General features: G+C 45.3%; 10 protein-coding genes and 1 tRNA gene. 7 read left to right on the top strand and 4 right to left on the bottom strand.

The features are described 5' to 3' along the window. Positions 1–7: 7 nt before the first annotated feature. Entirely contained in the window at positions 8–493 is a 486-nt protein-coding gene (locus DOE51_RS13145) for a hypothetical protein (protein WP_142697012.1), read from the top strand. Here DOE51_RS13145 and DOE51_RS13140 read toward each other — a convergent pair. The 4 genes from DOE51_RS13140 to DOE51_RS13125 form a co-directional block, all read right to left on the bottom strand. Beyond that, positions 490–4,644: an LVIVD repeat-containing protein gene (locus tag DOE51_RS13140; RefSeq protein ID WP_142697011.1), complete on the bottom strand. Its 4,155-nt coding sequence runs from the start codon at positions 4,642–4,644 to the stop codon at positions 490–492. The genes DOE51_RS13145 and DOE51_RS13140 overlap by 4 nt on opposite strands. A gap of 11 nt (positions 4,645–4,655) precedes the next feature. Further along, positions 4,656–9,155: a tail fiber domain-containing protein gene (locus DOE51_RS13135; RefSeq protein WP_142697010.1), complete on the bottom strand. Its 4,500-nt coding sequence runs from the start codon at positions 9,153–9,155 to the stop codon at positions 4,656–4,658. A gap of 290 nt (positions 9,156–9,445) precedes the next feature. After that, entirely contained in the window at positions 9,446–9,958 is a 513-nt protein-coding gene (locus DOE51_RS13130) for a hypothetical protein (protein WP_142697009.1), read from the bottom strand. Further along, on the bottom strand, positions 9,930–11,381 hold the full coding sequence (locus tag DOE51_RS13125; protein ID WP_142697008.1) for a hypothetical protein: 1,452 nt from the start codon (positions 11,379–11,381) through the stop codon (positions 9,930–9,932). Before DOE51_RS13125 ends, DOE51_RS13130 begins: the two co-directional genes overlap by 29 nt. A 242-nt stretch (positions 11,382–11,623) precedes the next feature. Here DOE51_RS13125 and DOE51_RS13120 point away from each other — a divergent pair. The 6 genes from DOE51_RS13120 (at position 11,624) to DOE51_RS13095 (ending at position 18,502) form a co-directional block, all read left to right on the top strand. Next, a tRNA-Met gene (locus DOE51_RS13120) sits at positions 11,624–11,700 on the top strand. A gap of 244 nt (positions 11,701–11,944) precedes the next feature. Further along, positions 11,945–12,229, top strand: coding sequence for a hypothetical protein (locus DOE51_RS13115; protein WP_142697007.1), 285 nt, complete (start codon positions 11,945–11,947; stop codon positions 12,227–12,229). A gap of 179 nt (positions 12,230–12,408) precedes the next feature. Beyond that, positions 12,409–12,978: a hypothetical protein gene (locus DOE51_RS13110; protein WP_142697006.1), complete on the top strand. Its 570-nt coding sequence runs from the start codon at positions 12,409–12,411 to the stop codon at positions 12,976–12,978. Positions 12,979–13,134: 156 nt separating this feature from the next. Beyond that, entirely contained in the window at positions 13,135–17,322 is a 4,188-nt protein-coding gene (locus DOE51_RS13105) for a tail fiber domain-containing protein (protein WP_168196448.1), read from the top strand. 84 nt (positions 17,323–17,406) lie between these two features. Further along, positions 17,407–17,817 carry a CoA-binding protein gene (locus DOE51_RS13100; RefSeq protein WP_142697004.1) on the top strand — a complete coding sequence of 137 codons (411 nt, stop codon included), beginning with the start codon at positions 17,407–17,409 and terminating at the stop codon, positions 17,815–17,817. Between the two features lie 22 nt (positions 17,818–17,839). Beyond that, positions 17,840–18,502, top strand: a complete 663-nt coding sequence (locus DOE51_RS13095; protein WP_142697003.1) for a glutathione S-transferase family protein — start codon at positions 17,840–17,842, stop codon at positions 18,500–18,502. The last annotated feature ends 52 nt before the right edge of the window (positions 18,503–18,554 follow it).

Here is an 18,554-nt window from a genome sequence, read left to right as displayed (position 1 = left end):
GGCACCCTTGAAGCAGTATAAGAATATCATCGTCGCGACGGCTTCCTTGATAGTTGTACTTACCGGCGGTTGGACTCTTTATAACAGATATTTGGAAAGTCGTTTTAAGCGTGCAATTGAGGATGTAGTTGAACAAAAATATATCGCAACCCTCAATCTTGAGATTTACAAAACTTTTCCTAATATTGAATTGAAAGATCAAGTTTTAAAGGCGGCCGCTTTAGCCGGATCTCTTGAATATTTCAAAATGGGTTTTGATCCCGCTGGAAATCAGATTGTTGGTTATAAATTCAAAGCACCTTCACGAACTGCTATTTCCGAATTAACTCCGCTTGCGATGAAAGCTCAACAAGACAGAAAAGATATGTCTTTAGATCAGATGAAAGCCTTCTTTGCAGAACGCAGCAAAGATCAAAGCCAATGGGCTGAATCAACTGATCAAGTTGTCATGCAAGAAAGTGAAGGACAATGGCGTGCTTTACCACGCCATTAGTTTCCGACCTTGACCCAAGAGCTTCCGTCACAATAAGTCATCTTATTCGTCGTCGTATTGTAATTGAATGCCCCCGGTAATGCTGTCGGTGTGGAACAGCCCGCGCCACCGGCTCCTGGTGATGGCCCCATGGGAATAAAATTAGAACCATTGCAATATGCGAAGACTTTGTTGGCAGTTATAAAATCAATAGTTCCCGCTGTTGAACAGGCTCCTAAAGTCGATACTGTTGAAATTTTAATAAAGTCTAGTCCACCAAAATAATTCGGTGATATCAGATACGGAGATGTCCAAGAGCTGGCATAGCGAGTTGCCGTTGTTGTCAATGCGTTGCTGACAACAGGTGCAGCTTTATTCGTAATATCGACTGTGGTGATTGTACCACCACTTAACGTGACATAGGCAGAGTTGCCGCTCACCTGAATGTCTACTGCGTTGGATAGGTTTGTCGTATCAGTAACAGACCCGATAAAGCTTGGACTTGTCGGCGTAGAAATATCGACCACCGCAAATCGTCCATTTGAACCAGTCGTGGCATAAAGGTAATTGCCAGACACAAAGACCCTTTGACAGCCTGCCAGAGAAGCATGGGAAAAGCTGGTCGAAGTGACAGCACTCGGGGTCGTCAAGTTGTAAGTAAATAAATTGCCGCCAGTGTCGCAGTTATAAGCATTAGAGCCAGAGATCGTAAGGTTTGAGGATCCTGTCGTTGAAGAAGAACCTATTAATTGAGGGTTGTTTCTTGTTGTAATATCGAAAACTTTCAGACCACTTTTCGTTAGATAAAGATAGTTGCCTGATATTTGAGGGTAGCTGGCGAATCCAAACGAAGAATACGATAAGGATGTGCTTAAAATTTTTGGAGCCAGGGGATTGCTTATATCAATGACTACCAAGCTATACGCATTTGAGGGGTCAAGTGCATAAATATAATTCCCAGTAAGAGCGAAATAAGTTGCGTTCGATAGTTTTTTATCAAAAAAAGTTTTTGCGATTGAAGGGCTCGCAGGATTTGAAATATCGACGACGCTAAGAGTGGCGGTGACACCACTTAAAGCAAACGAATAATTTCCAGAATTTTGAATGGCTATCGCATAACTTAAAGCAGGCGCTGTTGAATACAACGCAGAAGCTTTTCTTGGAGCTGGGTAATTTCCTATTCCAAATACCCATAGGGAATCTGTTCCCGAAGCTACTAGAACATTTCCATTTATTGCAAAATGCGACATCGACGCAGAAGCGGAGTTTTGGACTGCGTTTCCATAGATGACTGGATTTATTGGATCCGTTAAATCCCAATAAGTAATGCCGCCACTACCCGAAGACATCAGTCCCGTGCCATCGAAATGCAGCTCATTCGGAATACATCCTCCACATGAAGGTATCGCATTAAATGTAGATGCAAGCGTAGGCGCTGTTTTATTGGTGATATCAATGATATGAACCAAACTTTCGGAAGCATAGGCATAATTGCCAACGACAACCACAGAATTCACACCAGCTAACGTCGATGTTGAGGTGAAGTTGCCTACAACTGAAGGGGTTGCTGGTGTGGATACATCAATGATGACTAGCGCGCGTGAGCCTTGGCAAACAGCGTACGCATAACTTCCAGAGACGTCCAGGGCATAACAGTTGGAAAGTAAGGCGTTAGTTAAAGTGCCGACTACGGCAGGCGCAGTTTTTGTCGTTATGTTAACTACTGCAAAGCCGTTGGTTTTAAGAACATAGGCATAATTTCCAGATACCTTTATATCACGGCTACTCGATAGTGATGCTGAATTGACCGAGCCAATAATACTGGCAGATGCCGGAGTCGTTAAATCCACGATGTCAAAGTAAGAATTGGCGGCAACATAACCATAGTTCCCGGAAACGTTAATGCCGCTGGCTTGATTAAGACGTGCATCAACTATCATTTTTATAGGTGCGGGGTTGGATGGCACCGAAACATCAGTCACAGTCAGAGTGTTATAACTTCCCACAGTAACGGCATAGTTGCCCGTTAAAGCAACTTGAGTTGTGGATTCATAGTATCCATTAAAAGCAATGGAACTTGTTGCTGTCACAGCCAGTGGATTGCTGATGTTGTAAGAGCGTATTCCCGGCAAGTTGCTGTCCGCGCGAAAAGCATTTGTACCACTTAGAGCAACACCAAGTGATCCTGAAGTTAAAGTGGATTTCAAGACGGGCGTCGTAGGCGTAGTGATGTCTACGACGTAAAATTTGGTACCGCTAGAAACATATGCGTAAGAGCCCGAGATCGCAATATGATCACCAGATGGAGCTGATGAAAATGTTGTGATGATAGCTGGGGCTGACTTTGTTGTTATATCGACAATAACGACGCCAGAATAATTTGCAATAAAAGCGTAGTTTCCCGATACCGCGATATCATAAGAGTTATTAAGTGTGACATTATTCAATGTAGCTAACAAAGTAGGCGCTGTTTTGGTAGTAACATCATAGATGTATAATTTCATACCATCCAAAACATAAACGTAGTTTCCAAATACTCGCATTCGGCTTGGCCAGCTTAAAGAAGTAGTTTCTATACCAACAAATGACATGGAAGAAATAGTTGTCGCATCGTAAATAGACATGCCGTTATAGCTGGTTGCATAGACATAGTTGCCCGAGCGCTGGACGGTTTTTGTCTGGGAAAGATGAGCGCTATCTTGAAATCTCCTCGCTAGCACGGGATTCGAGGGTGAACTTAAGTCCCAAATAGCGATCTCTGAAGAGTTTGGCAGCGATAAATATACGTATGTTCCATCGTAGTAACTATCTGTACTGAACGCATTCATCGCGTTCGTGGCAAGTGCCGTCATCGCAGCAGGGTTCGAAACATCAAAAGTCCAAAACCCACCATTTGAGTCGGTGATAACGGCAGTTGATCCGACGACATGGAATTCGTCGGGGTAGTTCGGGCTGCCGGAAACTATTGAAGCTGCTTCGGGCGCCTTCACCATATTTGATGGGGTAAGGTCTAAAATTGCGATGTAGGATGCTCCAGGAACAACACCTACAAGAGTATTTCCAGATTTGGCAAGGCTGCCAAAATTTTGATTCCATGATCCAATAGATACGCTCTGCAATTCAAATATGTTTAGCGGGCCGGTCGCACTTAAATCAATACTGGATAGACCGCCACCTTTGGATGCAAAGTAAGCATAGTTTCCGCTGATCAATATGTCATTGATCCAGGTGAAGTTTGTCAGCCCCAGATAACTTGGCGCCGTCTTATTTGTTATATCGACGACCGCCACCTGATCGCTGGAGCTATTCCCACGCCCAACATAAGCATAGTTTCCATATATCGCTAAGGTGGAAGGATAACCTAAACCGCTGTTCGATATGCTGGTGATTAATGAAGGGCTTGTTTTCGATGTGATATCTAATACTAGAAAATATCCGGGGGAGTAGCCAGAGACCACAAAAGCATAGTTTCCCGAAACACTAAATCCGACGTTGCTGTTGATCGAAGCATTAGAAATAGAACCCGAAATGACAGGAGCAGTTTTAGTCGTGATATTTATAATCACAAATTTATTGCTGGTTACAAGATAGGCATAATTTCCAGATACAATAATTCTAGAGCCACCAATGTTCGTATTATTTAGACTGCCGACCAGTGTTGGGCTTGAGGGCGTTGCTAACGAGAAAATAAGCAGCTTTGATCCAGAGATAACATAAAGATATGAATCATCCGTTGTAATCGCTACGCCCATTGAATCAGCAGACGTGTAACTACCGACGATTGTTGGATTTGATGGTGTTGAAATATTTAGTGTCGTTAAGGCAAAAACACCGTTTAGATCCATTCCCACAGTGTAGGCATAATTGCCTGAAGCCGTAACGGCATTCGCAAAGACTTTGCCTGGTGTTAAATCTTTAAGAGTTGTTTCGATGGAAACGCCACCATATTTTGATGAGACCCACGAAGTCCCGTTACAGTATCTAATGTCTGAAGTCGCGCTAAAATAGTTCATGGCTCCGGCATTTGCCGCCGGGCTGCTGCAGATCGCATGAGCCTTCAACGATAATAGAAGGCAAAACACGAATGATAAGCTGATAAGAGCCATCGACTTATAAGCAAGCCTGCTTAATTTCATTTTAAAGTGTTCAAGAAAGTGCGTATTGAAATTCACGGCTTAAATTCCTATTGAGATTTTCTTTCCAAACGTTCCAGAATTTTTGCAAGTTTTTCTTCCAAAGATTTATTCTTATCGGCCAACTTTTTAACGGCCGATTGCAGCTCTTTATTTTCCTGTCGTATAGATGCAAGTTCACGACTGACTTTTACAGATCGCTCCTCTTGTGTTTGTACTTGGGAATCTACTTCTTGAATTGCTTTGATGCTCCAAGGAATAAGACCGATGTAGTTCACACCGTAGTATTTGCCATCGACGTCGACATTTTTTACTAACTCGGGAATAATATTTAACATGTCCTGCGCCATCACACCGAATTCAGTACGTTCATTGGGATCATCTTTCATGACGTAGGAATACACAGAAATTTTGCGAACTGTAGATAAGCCGGAAGTAATAGGTTGAATGCGTGTTTTTAAACGGCGATCCGAAATATCTGTGATAGTTCCTGTGAATTGAATATCACCGACAACGTGAAGTGCGCTGGCAGGCGAAGCTGTCCCGATACCGACATTACCTGCGCTATCGATCGTTAAGCGTGTTGTATTGTTTGTCATGACCGATAAAGCAGCAGAGTTCGTCGTACCTAAACTGAATGCGCCACTTTGGCCGCCAACCATAACGGCATCAGTAATACCGAATCCCGAAAGTGTCGTTGGTTTTGAAGTGATCGAAGACCAAGCTGGCGTCACCGTTGCGTTGCTGGCAGCAGTCAAGCGACCTTGAGCATCGACAGTGAAAGTTCCCACTTGAGTAGCAGATCCATAAGAACCCGCTGTTACAGCTGTATTTGCGAGCGAGATTGTGCCGGTGCTTGTAATCGGTCCACCAGATAATCCAGTACCTGTTGCGATGTTCGTTACTGTGCCCGAGCCACCCGCGGCGCCCCAAGTTGCGTTACCAGAAGCATCAGAAGTTAAAACTTTTCCTGCTCCAGGTGAACCGCCCGTGATCTGCAAACTTGGCATCACAAATTTTCCGGTTGAATCTACAGATGCTAAAACAGTTGCAGTGGAATTTTGCCACTCTGTTAAGTTTGCAGTTTGTGAAGCCGCACCTTTAACAATAAGACCTTTATTAGCCGCCGCTGAAGGTTGGAAAGTTTTAAGACCTGAAATCGTTTGTGCAGAAGTTAAATCAACAAGGCCTGCAGCGTTCGGCGTGCCACTTGTCCAAGCCGTTGCACTTGTGGCGTAAATAACATTTCCAGTTGCGCCACCGGCTAGGCCCGTCACTGCACTGGTCCCGTTACCAACAAGCAGTGAACCCGCAGTTAATGACGTTGTACCGGTACCACCTTTAGCAACTCCGACCGTTGCAAGAGTTACCGCACCCGTATTTGAAATTGTCGCATCACCTGACATTGCAACGGATGTCGCAACATTCGAAGCATTACCAACAAAAATATTGCCACTTGCTAAAGAGGAAGCAGCAGGTGCCTGACACGCCCAACCCGCAACTGTCCAAGTAGCAACATGTCCTGCCGTTGAGCAGGCAAAGTTAAAAAATTTGCCGGTGTTATCTTTAATAACAACGCCCGAAGTTGCGACGTTGACGCCAGTGAAATCCATATCCGCACTGACGATCGTACCATCAAGAATTTTTCCAGAAGTCACAGCGTTCGCTGCGATCGTCGCAGCCACAGAGCCCGGGCCCGTCGCCGTGATGTCACCAGTTAATGCTGTCAAATAGTTGCCAGCGGCTTGTTTTGTATTGAAGTTATCGTAATCAGATTTGCTAATTAAACCTGCTGTTGTTCCAGCAGAAGAGGCCATTGGAATATTTAATGTATGAGTATTCGATGCAGAACTAAATGCTGGGGCCGTACCCGAAGTGCCGGTCGCAAAAGTTTGTGAAGAGCCGGACTGACCACCTAACGATGTTAAGCCTGAGCCTGCAACTCCTAAGGCAACTGCTGATGAACCATTCCAATATCTAATTTCATTCGTATCAGTGCGATACCAGATTTTACCTTTGTCAGCACCGACCAAACCAGCAGGGTCGGCGGAGACACCGTTAAGTCCCAACAGTCCCGCCATGACATCGCCAGCTTTGTTTAAAGGAGTAAATCCCAAAGCTGTTGTCACGTCACCACTCGCAATGTTCGCTCCAGTTGTCACGCGGCCTTTTGCATCGACAGTGACTTTAGAGTAAGTTCCTGCCGTCACACCTGAAGATGCCAGTGTTAACGCACCCGTATTTGCTAACGTCGCATCGCCTGACATTGTGACGGCAGTCGCGACATTTGAAGCATTACCAACTAAAATTTTTCCGTTCGCTAAAGTTGAAGACTGTGAATCCGTAATGCCATAACCAGCAAGGGTTGTCGGAGTTCCCGTGATTGATGACCAAGCCGGAGTGACTGTGACATTAGCTGCCGCAGTTAAACGACCTTGAGCATCGACTGTGAATGTTCCAACTTGCGTCGCAGATCCGTATGAACCTGCCGTGACAGATGTATTACTTAGACCCGCTGGTGCTTGGCACGACCATCCGCCTGCGGTCCAAGTTGCAATTTGACCTGCGACTCCGCAGGCGAAGTTAAAGAATTTTCCAGCATTATCTTTGATCACAATTCCTGAAGTCGAAAGGTTCACGCCAGAAAAATCCATATCGGCGCCTATGATTGTACCATCTTGAATTTTCGCTGAAGTCACGGCATTCGCAGCAATCGTTGAAGCGACAGAGCCAGGGCCCGTCGCTGTCACATCCCCAGTCAAAGCTGTCAAATAATTGCCAGCAGCTTGTTTCGTATTGAAGTTGTCATATTCCGTTTTGCTTATCAAACCCGCAGTCGTTCCCGCAGAAGAAGCCATCGGGATATTCAAAGTGTGCACGTTCGAAGCAGAACTAAAATTCGGAGCTGTGCCTGTACTGCCAGTTGCAAAAGTTTGTGAAGAACCGGATTGCCCACCTAGCGAGGTTAGGCCTGATCCAGCCACACCAAGTGCAATAGCCGCAGAGCCATTCCAATATTTCACTTCATTTGTATCCGTGCGATACCACATTTTACCTTTGTCTGCGCCAACAAGGCCTGCAGGGTCTGCTGTCACTCCATTAAGGCCCAACAAACCAGACATCACATCGCCTGCTTTATTAAGTGGTGTAAATCCCAATGCTGTTGTGACGTCACTGCCTGCGATGTTTGTTCCAGTCGTCACGCGACCTTTGGCATCGACAGTAACTTTGGAATAAGTTCCAGCCGTCACACCGGAAGAGGTCAGAGTCAATACGCCGGTATTTGATAAAGTGGCATCACCAGAAACACTGACACCAGTTGCGATATTGGAAGCATTACCGACAAAGATTTTGCCATTAGCTAAACTTGAAGATTGCGCATCTGTGATGCCGTAACCAGCAAGAGTCGTCGGAGTGCCGGTGATGGATGACCATGCTGGTGTAACAGTCATATTTCCAGCAGCCGTCAAACGACCTTGAGCATCGACAGTAAACGTTCCAACTTGTGTCGCTGAGCCATAAGAACCCGCTGACACAGATGTGTTTGATAAAGGAGCTGGTGCTTGGCAGGACCAACCAGCAACTGTCCAAGTTGCAATATGACCAGCAGTACCACAGGCAAAACTATTAAACTTACCTGTAGCATCGACGATGGCGATGCCAGAAGTTGCGGTATTAACACCACTGAAATTCAAATCAGATCCAAGAATAGTTCCATCCAAAATCTTTGCTGTCGTGATGGAATTCGCCGCAACTGTTGGGCTTGGATAAGTACCAGACAGATCACCGCCGGCTGCTCCAGTCGGAGGACGGGAATCTGTAAAACGCGAATCATCTCCGGCTGCTAATGTTCCTGCAGTTGTACCAACAGTCGCACTGACGGTAACGGTCGAAGTTCCCGACACAGTGATGGGACCACTACCTATTACTGAGGAGACGAAACCAGCACCGCCAGCGTCAGTAACACATGAAAGAGTTGTGCCATTTGAAAACAGGACTTGTCCTGGAGTACAAGTCGGTACACTTGATTTCAAAACGAAATCAGATGCGGAGTTGCTCCCGAGTTTTTCAGCAGACATCGCAAAGCCTGCAAAAGGCACCGAACGAATTTCGCTTGAAGGCGAAATAGCATTCCATCCGACGCCATCATAAAATTGAACTTTTAGAACACGAATTGAATCAGATTGTGGAGTGAAGGTGACGCCGCCATCACACGTGAAATTGCCGTTATTATTAAACGAATCGAGCATTTTAAACAAAGGATCTGCAGGATAAAGTTTTGTACCTGAACCAATTGGAACATCAAACACGCCTTGTGATCCGGTCATATTAATACCGTTCACTTGTTCTCTATATATTACGCAAGAGCCTGTTGGATTCGTGATCTCAAATAAGAAGCTAACGTTGTGAAACTCAAGTGGAGCTCCATCAGCTTTAAGAATCCTGCCCTGATAGGTCAGAGTATTCGTGGTATTCGGTCCCGCCGCGAACGCAGTAGTTGTGAAGACCAACGCCAATTTTAATATGAACAGTGTTTTTAAACGTTCCATATAAAATTAATCGGCCTCGTATTTATAAAACTAAATCTCGATTATTTAATGCCGCTCCTAAGTTTTTTGGAAATTTCTAATACTGATATGACTTCGATGCCGTAAAGTTCTATAAAATCGAATTAAATGAACACACGCGCCGATGTCTTTTGCATTTGCAATATAAGTGGACCAATCTCGCGCGATGAAAATAGGGAGCAGAAAGTGTGTCTTATAGTTGAGCCTCACTCGCTCAAAACACGTTTGTAAAAAAAAAGAGCCCGCTTTGTCAGCGAGCTCTTTCATAAATTTTAGTGAGCTTTCTTTAAAGCATCTTGAATCACTAATTCACGTTCGATGCGGTAGAAAAGAATTTTCTCTTCAAGACCATCGGATTCTATTTTCTCTGGGTCTGAAAAGAAGTCGCGAAGGATTTCCATGCGTTTATCAATCGTCACGCGCGTTGAATCGCGACCTTCGGTTGTCCCTTTAGCAAACGTAAAGGTCAACTTGTAGCGAATGCCACTTGAAGGTGGTTTGTCGGCTCCTGGTGGAATCCAACCATCAACACCTTTGATGTATTCTGTTTCGATGACGCCTGTGTCTTGATTTTCTTGAGCGATCGGATATTTGATCACAGCATGAGCCGCGCGCCACACGTTATCGTAGGAAGCAAAGAACACTCTTTGTTTGTTCACTGTTTCCATTTGTGCGTGAGCTGAAGGTCTTTTATCAAAAAGGCTGCAACCCAATAGAGTGCAGCCTGTGATAATCACAAAAATTAGAACGATTCGTTTAATAAGAGACTGAGCTGTGTGTGACATGTGTTGCAGCGTCGATGATAGCCGGACCAAGCTGCGCTTGTGAAGCAGTTTGTGAGCCGATGAAGCTGACTTCCCAACGCTTCTTGCCATTTCCACGAGAACCTTGTGGCCAGTTCGGAAGTTTCATGCCAGTCACCCATTTCGAAGCATAAACTTCCCACTCTGGATTCATGATCGTCACTTTCGCAGGTCCTTGTTGAACTTCGATTTGTGAAGAGATCACAGAGTAAGTGGCGATTGGATTCACACCTTCAACTGTGTTGAATTGCGGGAACACCACTTCGTTTTGACCAACAAAAGACGGATCGTTGATCAACGGAAGCATTTTTGGCGCTGTTTGTGCCTCAAAAGGCAGCAAAGTCGCACTCATGCGGTCGTTGCCAGATTTCATGTCGGCTGATTTTTTAAGCACCGCAAGAACCTTTTGATCAGAACCTGCAAGTGTATTCAACGTCATGCTCTTATTTGAACCGACATTTTTGATATCCGTTGGAATCATATAACCAGATTGATTCGCAACACCGACTGCGATGAACAACTCATCACCGCGAACTGCCGGAGCCGTGATTTTCTTAGAATCCGTGAAGCTCAACTCGCCCGCAGGGATATTCAATTGTGAATTTCCTTGAACGTCGAGATCGCGAATACCTGCGCCAGAAATTTTGAACATATTAATGAGTTCATAGAACTCTTTACCGCCACGCATTGCATCGACTGTGTCTTTGAACGGGAAGCGACCTTTCACAGCCACCAGGCGATTCACACCTTTTTGACCGAAATAAGTGCGATAAAGCGGTTTATCCAAAGTGATCGTGAAGAACGAATACTTTTCTGACTGTTTTGGTAAAGAGATGTTTGAAGGAACTTTGATCTCTTGGCCGAGGGCAGAGATCGTATCGCTTTGCGGGCTGATCACTGAATCCAAGTTAAAGCTCAACAAATCCAATTTCGTGAACGCCGGCATCACCAAGCCGAAATCAACTTGGTCGTCATTGTTCTTAACAGGCAGATCCAAAGCTGCACCTTTAACTTCATATTGAGCCGAACCGTTTTTGATCGGGCGCAAAATAATAGTCATCGCCGCCGGAGATTGTGCCAAATAAGTCGCACGGATATAACCTGCAGCCTGTACAGTCACTGCCGTTGGTGAAGTCCAAGCGGCTGGGATCTCTACTTGGCCTGAGGCATTTGTAGTCAGGAAGTTACCAGAAAAAGGCGAGTTTAAGGCGTCACCGATTAGAACTTGTGCACCTGAAATCGGTTTATCATCGGCAGTTTTGATTGTGATAACGTTCGCTTCAATGTGGAAGAAGCCTTCCAAGAAGCCCGGTTGTTGGGGTTGTTGCGACGAGTGTTGTTTATTTTGCTCACTACATCCAAGTAGGAGTGCCGGCACCATTGCCGCCATCATAAAACGTTTCATGAGAATCCCTTTCCGTGGTTTTCTTTTCAGCTGCGTCCTGGGGGAGCAACCTAGAATTAATATTCCAGAGGGCTATTGCTTTGTGGTCAATACTAAAGCCGAGCCCCGCTACGAATTTGTAATTTTCCTTTCACGACGCAGAGCGCACGGTTGACTAACAACACCAACTTCATTAAAAATCGCATCTCACGCTTTTGAGAGAAATCCTGCATATATTGATTCTTTCAGACGCGCGATTGTGTGGTGGGGTAGCTCAGCTGGTTAGAGCAACGGAATCATAATCCGTAGGTCGGCGGTTCAAGTCCGCCTCTCACTACCAAATTTTTTCGCCGCCAAATGGCGCCGAAAAAATTTTCTGTCTACACTCCGACTCCGTCGGAGTAGGCAGTAAAAATAAAAAAAGCAGCCTCGAGCTGCTTTTTTTATTTCTGGAGTTCAAGTTTTTAGTCTTCGGCAGAGTACCGAAGAAAGTTTCGCCGGAAATGAGCCTCTGAGCGAAGCAGGGCCCGCAGCAATGCGGGTTTTTTTCAAGCCAGAGACTCTATCAAGAAAGCGACGTGCGTATGTCTATCAAAACTGAAGCGACAAAATTGATCAAAAGCCACCTTGCTGAACTGAACTCTGCCAATGAAGAACTTGGCGGCGTGTTTATCACAGGTCTTGACGGTGCAGTCGCGGTTATCGGTGCTGAAGACTCTAAGAAAAAAATCATCTTCCGCACAAGCTTTGTCAGCGATAACGTCAATCAACTTCTTGATGCACAAGTGCTGATGCAAGATCTTCTAGAAGAAGAAGGCATCGAAGCCATCTCTGAACACGATTTCAATATCGCCATTGGCGAAATATAATCCGTTATTGCGTTCACCGTTGGTGAACTTTCGATAAGGCTTTACACATATCTATAAAGAAGGAAATCGCAGGCTCCTAATTGGGGCGTGCTCTTGTGAATTTTCATCACTGCCTTTATTTTCAATGGAATTCTAAAAATCGAGTTTCATTTCGGAAAAATAGCGTGAAAGGAAAATTTATGAAAAAGAAGATTTTAAGCACTCTGTTACTTCAGTTGTTGTCTGTCACGTCGATCACTCTGGGAAGCAACATCGCCTCTGCGGACCAAGGCTGTTCAGATGATTTATCAAAAACATGTGCGTTGGTTTATGACTCTCCCTATCTGTCGTTGGGTGGTAAACATGTTGTCACTAGGATTCGTTTTGCCGGAGATAATTTGTGGTACAACGTCACTGGCAATGATCCTTCATACACATACAGCTTTGCGGTTGTTAACGATAAGACCGGTGAAGTGACTTTAAAAAGCAAAACGACAAATGAAGTGATTTCTTTAGGTACGATTGTTCCTGAAGGAGTCGGCGCGTATCACGAACTGAAGTTAAAATCTGATTTGCACCTTGAGCATGATGTTCAACCTGGTCAGGACGGGTGGAGCAACTGCATGAGCACGGCTCTTGGAGTCGGCAGAAAGATTTATACCAAATCAGAACAACACTTCGTCTATACGACAAGCATGTCCGTTCAGACACCAGCAATGTTTTACGTCGAGAAAGTGCTTTCTCAAAAAACATCAATGTGCCTTTTCTAATTTAGGACGTCAGAAGAGCTGCTCCCGGAAAGCTCCCGAACATCAGGGTCGTGATTTCCTGAGACAAACTTTTGAGGGAGCAGATTATATGAAATAAGCCTCAAGTTCATATTTGGAACCCTAAATATGGGTGTCCTTGAACCGATCAGTTTAAATATGAACTTGCTCATTCTCTCGTACGTTCTTCTATTCGGAATCTCATTTCAAGTCATGGCCTCGCCAAGCCAGCTGACATATCAAGGCCGTATTCTGAAATCTGACGGCCATCCTCTTGAATATAATAATGTGAGCTTCGTGTTCGAGATCACCAGCGCTGACGGTCTGTGCACACTTTATCGCGAACAAAAAGACGGTATTAACATGGCGAACTCAGGTGGGGTTTTTGACGTACCAATCGGTAGTGGCGCCAAAATGTTTCCCGCTGATCCAAGTTTTAAATTAGCAGACTCGTTTGTTAACGGAGTGACTTTATCTTGTTACGGCGGCAGCACGTGGACCGCGCCCGCAGAGTCAGAACGTCTTTTAAAAGTTCAGTTTCATGACGGAGTCGGTTGGCGCACACTCAGTACGGCGAATATCATTCGTTCTGTGCCGTATGCTTACTTTTCATATAGCGCGCAGAAAATCGGAAACTTCACTAGCAATGATCTTCTATTGAAGTCGACTTTGCCGTCAGCATCTTGTGCTGCGGGAGAGGTCTTAACTTACGACGGCTCGGGCTTCGTGTGTGTAACTGACCAAGGTGGCTCGGGGATTGTTAGCAGCGTGACGGTGAATGCACCGTTAACAGTGTCAGGTACTGGAAACGTTCGTATTGGTATTCAAGTGGGAACAAGTGCGGGAACTGTGGCGGCGGGTGATGATGCTCGTATCGCAGGCGCATTTGCTGCGAATACAAACTTAGGCGGTGACCTAAGTGGGACTTTGCCGAATCCAACTGTCGCAAAAATCCAAGGTCATTCTGTTTCATCAACGGCACCTTCTGACGGACAGTTATTGAAATACAATTTAGCGGCTTCGCAGTGGCAGTCGGTGAATTTTGGTGTTGCAGATCTTCGCTCTTCAATCGGCACACAACAATTTGCATCGGCAAGCTGTGCTGCCAATCAAACGCTGACGTGGTCTTCACTCAGTGACACATTCACGTGCAGTAATATCACCCTGACGGAAAGTAATATCTCGGGAACTATTTCTGCGGCAAAGATTAGTGGTAATATCGCGGGTAAAGCGAGTGGTTTTACGGGAACACTTTCTGGCGATGTTTCGGGAACTCAATCAGCAACTTCCGTTGATAAGATCAAAGGTTTGACGGTGAGTGTTTCTGGATTGTCTGATGGCCAAGTTTTAAAATGGAATCAAGCTGCCAATGAATTTCAACCTGCAACAGTTGCAACATCGGGTGGAACTATTAGCTCTTTAACGGGCGACATCACGGCTTCTGGTTCGGGGGCAGTTACTGCAACTATTAGTAATAATGCTGTGACCTCTGCAAAAATTGCCGATGGCACCATTATCGACGCTGACATTTCTGCTTCAGCAAATATCAGCGCAAGCAAACTTGCGACAATTCCAGCAAGCAAAGGCGGAACAGGGCTGACGTCACTTGGAAGTGCCAATCAAATTCTTGGAGTGAATCCTGCTGGCAATGCTTATGAGTTTAAAGATTTGACAGCGGGAAGTGGTATCACCCTTACTCCGTCTGCGGGTGGTATTCAAATTTCCGCTTCTGCGAGTTCGCCAACGGGTGCTGCTGGTGGCGATTTGTCTGGCACATATCCTAATCCTTCTGTTGCAAAAATTAACGGTTCACCTGTTGCGATTTCTTCAGTAAGCTCAGGACAATATTTGAAATACAATGGCACAAGCTGGGTGAATAGCGCTTTGTCGATTGCGGCAAGTGATTTGCCAGCAAGTGGTGTGACGGCTGGAACTTATAAGTCTGTCACTGTGGATTCTTACGGTCGTGTGACGGCGGGAACGAGTCCGACATTATTATCTGGTTATGGAATTACTGATGCTGTGAAGAATGATGGTTCGACTCCGTCAATTCAGTCGGGACTTGATGCAAGTAAACCTGCGTTCGGAACAACAGGTAAGATCTATGTCGCGACAGATACGAAAAAGATTTATCGCGATACGGGTTCTGCGTGGGACATGATCGGTTCCAGTGTTACGGGCACAGTGACAAGTGTTGCAACGGGCACCGGACTTTCTGGTGGACCGATTACAAGTTCAGGCACTATTTCACTTGCGAACACAGCAGTCACAGCTGCGTCTTATGGTTCAGCGACACAAGTGCCGACATTTACCGTCGATGCGCAAGGTCGTTTAACGGCGGCAGCGAACGTGACCATCACGGGGACGACTCCGGGTGGTTCTGCGGGTGGCGATTTGTCAGGAACTTATCCCAATCCAAGTGTTGCAAAAATCAGTGGGACGGCCTTGTCAGTGTCGTCACTGACGACAGGTCAGTATTTGAAATACAACGGCACGAATTGGATTAACTCGGCCATTGCGATTTCCGATGTCACAAATCTTTCAACACAATTGGGAAATAAAATCGATGCTTCGCAAATGCCAGCAAGCTGTGCTGCGAATCAGACTTTAACGTTCTCTTCACCTTCGGGTTCATGGCTGTGTTCAGCGATCGCGATTACGGGATCTGCTTTCGGTTCGCAGGCAGCGGCGACGGTTCTTGCGGCACCAACGGGCGCGGCGGGTACTCCGACATTCCGTGCTCTTGCAGCGACGGATTTGCCGACAAGTGGTGTAAGTGCCGGAACTTATAAATCGGTGACGGTGGATACTTATGGCCGAGTCACCGCGGGAACAAATCCAACGACAGTTGCAGGTTACGGTATCACTGATGCTGTGATTAATAACGGTAATAGTTTTGGTGGTGCAATGACTGTTGGTACCAACGATGCGCAGACGTTATCATTCAAAACAGGTGGCACTTCGCGAATGACAATTGATACCTCAGGTAATCTGGGTATCGGTGTGGCTGCGGGTCAAAAATTGGATGTTGCTGGTAACATTCGCACTAGTGGCGAATTCATTTCTACGAACGCCAATCAAGCGCGCTACATCGCTGGCAACTACGGCATGATTTCGCGCAATGACGGTGCGAACTTTTATATGCTAATGACGAATTCCGCGGATCAATACGGTTCATGGAATGCGCTACGTCCATTTTCATTTTCTATGTCGACGGGGGACACTACACTCGGAAATGGTGCCTTGTTTGTTAAACACGGCGGTAAAGTCGGCGTTGGTAACTCAAATCCGCAACAAGCACTTCATGTATCGGGAAATATCCGAATTGATAATACAAATCCTGCCATCTATAATAGCGGTGGATCGATGTATATGACAGGCGTGGATGGTTCGAACACTCATGTAACTTATGTGTTTAGACCTGGATGGGGATCGTCTTCGAATACTCTTGCCACTATATTGTTGCAGAATGCTGATACGGCCGGAAATTTTAATAACTGTGTTCAGCTTACAAGTTTCGGGGCTTCTTATATAAATTGCGGCGCCGTGGGGATTGGAACCACAAATCCTCAAGCGCAATTAGATGTCGTTGGAACTATTCGCGCAACAGGAGCTTCGACACCTGGTTTTGCTTTGTACAATACCGGCGCACCCGCAAATCAAAAATTGACAGAATTATATACGGACACAGCCGGCACTACTGTTCTACGTAGTGTGAACGACGCCTATAATGCGGCTGCGACAATCTTCCATTCACATCGGGTGCCTGGAAGTTATGGCACTGACTATACGATTTGGGATGGCCGCGTTGGGATTAATGGCGTGACACCAAGTTACACTCTGCAAGTCAACGGCAGCGTCGCTGGCACGAGTGCTTATGTAAATACCTCTGATATGCGTTTGAAGAAAAATATCGAGGTTGTACAGAATGCTCGCGAAAAATTATTTTCTTTAAGAGGCGTCACGTTTGATTGGCGCCAAGATGAATTCCCTGACAGAAAATTTGATGAAGGTCGCGACATGGGTGTGATCGCTCAGGAAGTAGAAAAAGTATTTCCAGAGGCGGTTAAGCAAGATAAAGACGGCTTTAAATCCGTGGCCTATAGCAAATTGATTGCACCGTTGATTGAAGTTTCCAAAGAAACTTATGGTCTGTGTGAGATGACGACGGCACAAATCAAAACGATCGAAACGCGTGTGTCTGATCTTGAAAAAGAAAACTTGTCACTCAAACGCAAAGTGGCTGCGGTTGAACAAGATAATCAAGAACTTAAAAGAAGTCTTAATGAAGTTTTAAGAGTACAAAAAATCCTCGAAAAACGCTTGGAACGATTAGAAAAGAAATAGATCGCAAATCTGCGATCTGGCAGCTCTTTCAACTTGTTTTGCTCTCCAGGATTCGCTCTAATAATATAGGGCGAGGAGAGCTTTATGAATGTGCCTGATAGCGAATTTAAATCCTTGTTAGAGAAATATAAAAAGTTTGCAGTGTATGGCTTGGCTCCAGATGCCACGAAGGCCAGTCACTATGTTCCGCTGTATATGCGCGATCATGGTTGGGATATGGTCGGCACTTACCCGAAACATCACGAGGCGGGTGGTTTTAAAATCTATTCGTCGCTGAAAGAAGTTCCTGCGGAATATCGCAAGTTCGTCGATGTTTTTCGCGCTTCAGATAAAATCAACGATGTGGTCGATGAAATTTTGGAAGCCGGTGGTGTCGAAGTCATGTGGTTGCAATTAGGAATCGAAAATCGCGAAGCCGAACAGCGCGCCGAAAAGGCGGGCATCAAAGTGGTTTCGAATCGCTGTTTAATCATTGAACATAAGAAGTGGTTTTAATTTTTACTAAAAAGGTTTAGGCATGAAAGTTTACGTATTCAAATCGCTACCGCCGTTTCTTTGGGGTTATACTCGTGACATTCGTGCGATGTGGGCCCTGGAAGAGTGCGGGATTGAATATGAAACAATCGGTCTTGTCTGTGGACCTAATGGCCTGCAAGACGAAACGGAATATGGAAAAATAAATCCGTTCAAACAAATCCCGACGATCGATGATAATGGCTATATTCTTTCAGAGTCGGGAGCAATTCTGCTTTATATTGCTGAAAAATCGGGAAAACTTATTCCCAAAGATTTGCAGGCTCGTGCGCAGGTATATCGTTGGCTGATTACTTCTTTAAATAACATCGAACCTTTTGCGTTATCAGTGTTATTCGCCGACATGCAAGGGGACTCGGGTTCACCCATGGCGCAGCTTCGTCCATGGAATGTCGAAATCCTTACGCGCTTCCTGCCACAAATCGATGACAGATTAAAGAATCAGACATTCATTACGGGTTCCGATTTCACAGTCGCCGATATTATTTTGACGTGCGTATTACGTGAGTTACGTAAAAACGAAGTGCTGGGACAATATCCAAATATCGTCAATTACCGTAAACGCTGCGAAGATCGTCCGGCATTCCAGAAAGTTTTGAATGCTTACGAAGACCGTTTGGGTATCGAACGGGGAAGCGCGCGATAGAAGAACCCAGACCCTTCACTTTTGTGCTTCATATTTTGAAAACCAGCCGTTA

Origin of the sequence: Bdellovibrio sp. NC01, from assembly GCF_006874625.1 — a bacterium.
In the GTDB taxonomy this organism is placed as follows: Bacteria; Bdellovibrionota; Bdellovibrionia; order Bdellovibrionales; family Bdellovibrionaceae; genus Bdellovibrio.
Note: the sequence above shows the minus strand (reverse complement) of the source record. Positions and strands in the feature narration are given on the sequence as shown.

Coding starts and splice junctions, on each gene's coding strand:
- DOE51_RS13135 (WP_142697010.1), bottom strand. CDS start 9,155: ATGGAACGTTTAAAAACACTGTTCATATTAAAATTGGCGTTGGTCTTC.
- DOE51_RS13130 (WP_142697009.1), bottom strand. CDS start 9,958: ATGTCACACACAGCTCAGTCTCTTATTAAACGAATCGTTCTAATTTTT.
- DOE51_RS13125 (WP_142697008.1), bottom strand. CDS start 11,381: ATGAAACGTTTTATGATGGCGGCAATGGTGCCGGCACTCCTACTTGGA.
- DOE51_RS13115 (WP_142697007.1), top strand. CDS start 11,945: ATGTCTATCAAAACTGAAGCGACAAAATTGATCAAAAGCCACCTTGCT.
- DOE51_RS13110 (WP_142697006.1), top strand. CDS start 12,409: ATGAAAAAGAAGATTTTAAGCACTCTGTTACTTCAGTTGTTGTCTGTC.
- DOE51_RS13105 (WP_168196448.1), top strand. CDS start 13,135: ATGAACTTGCTCATTCTCTCGTACGTTCTTCTATTCGGAATCTCATTT.
- DOE51_RS13100 (WP_142697004.1), top strand. CDS start 17,407: ATGAATGTGCCTGATAGCGAATTTAAATCCTTGTTAGAGAAATATAAA.
- DOE51_RS13095 (WP_142697003.1), top strand. CDS start 17,840: ATGAAAGTTTACGTATTCAAATCGCTACCGCCGTTTCTTTGGGGTTAT.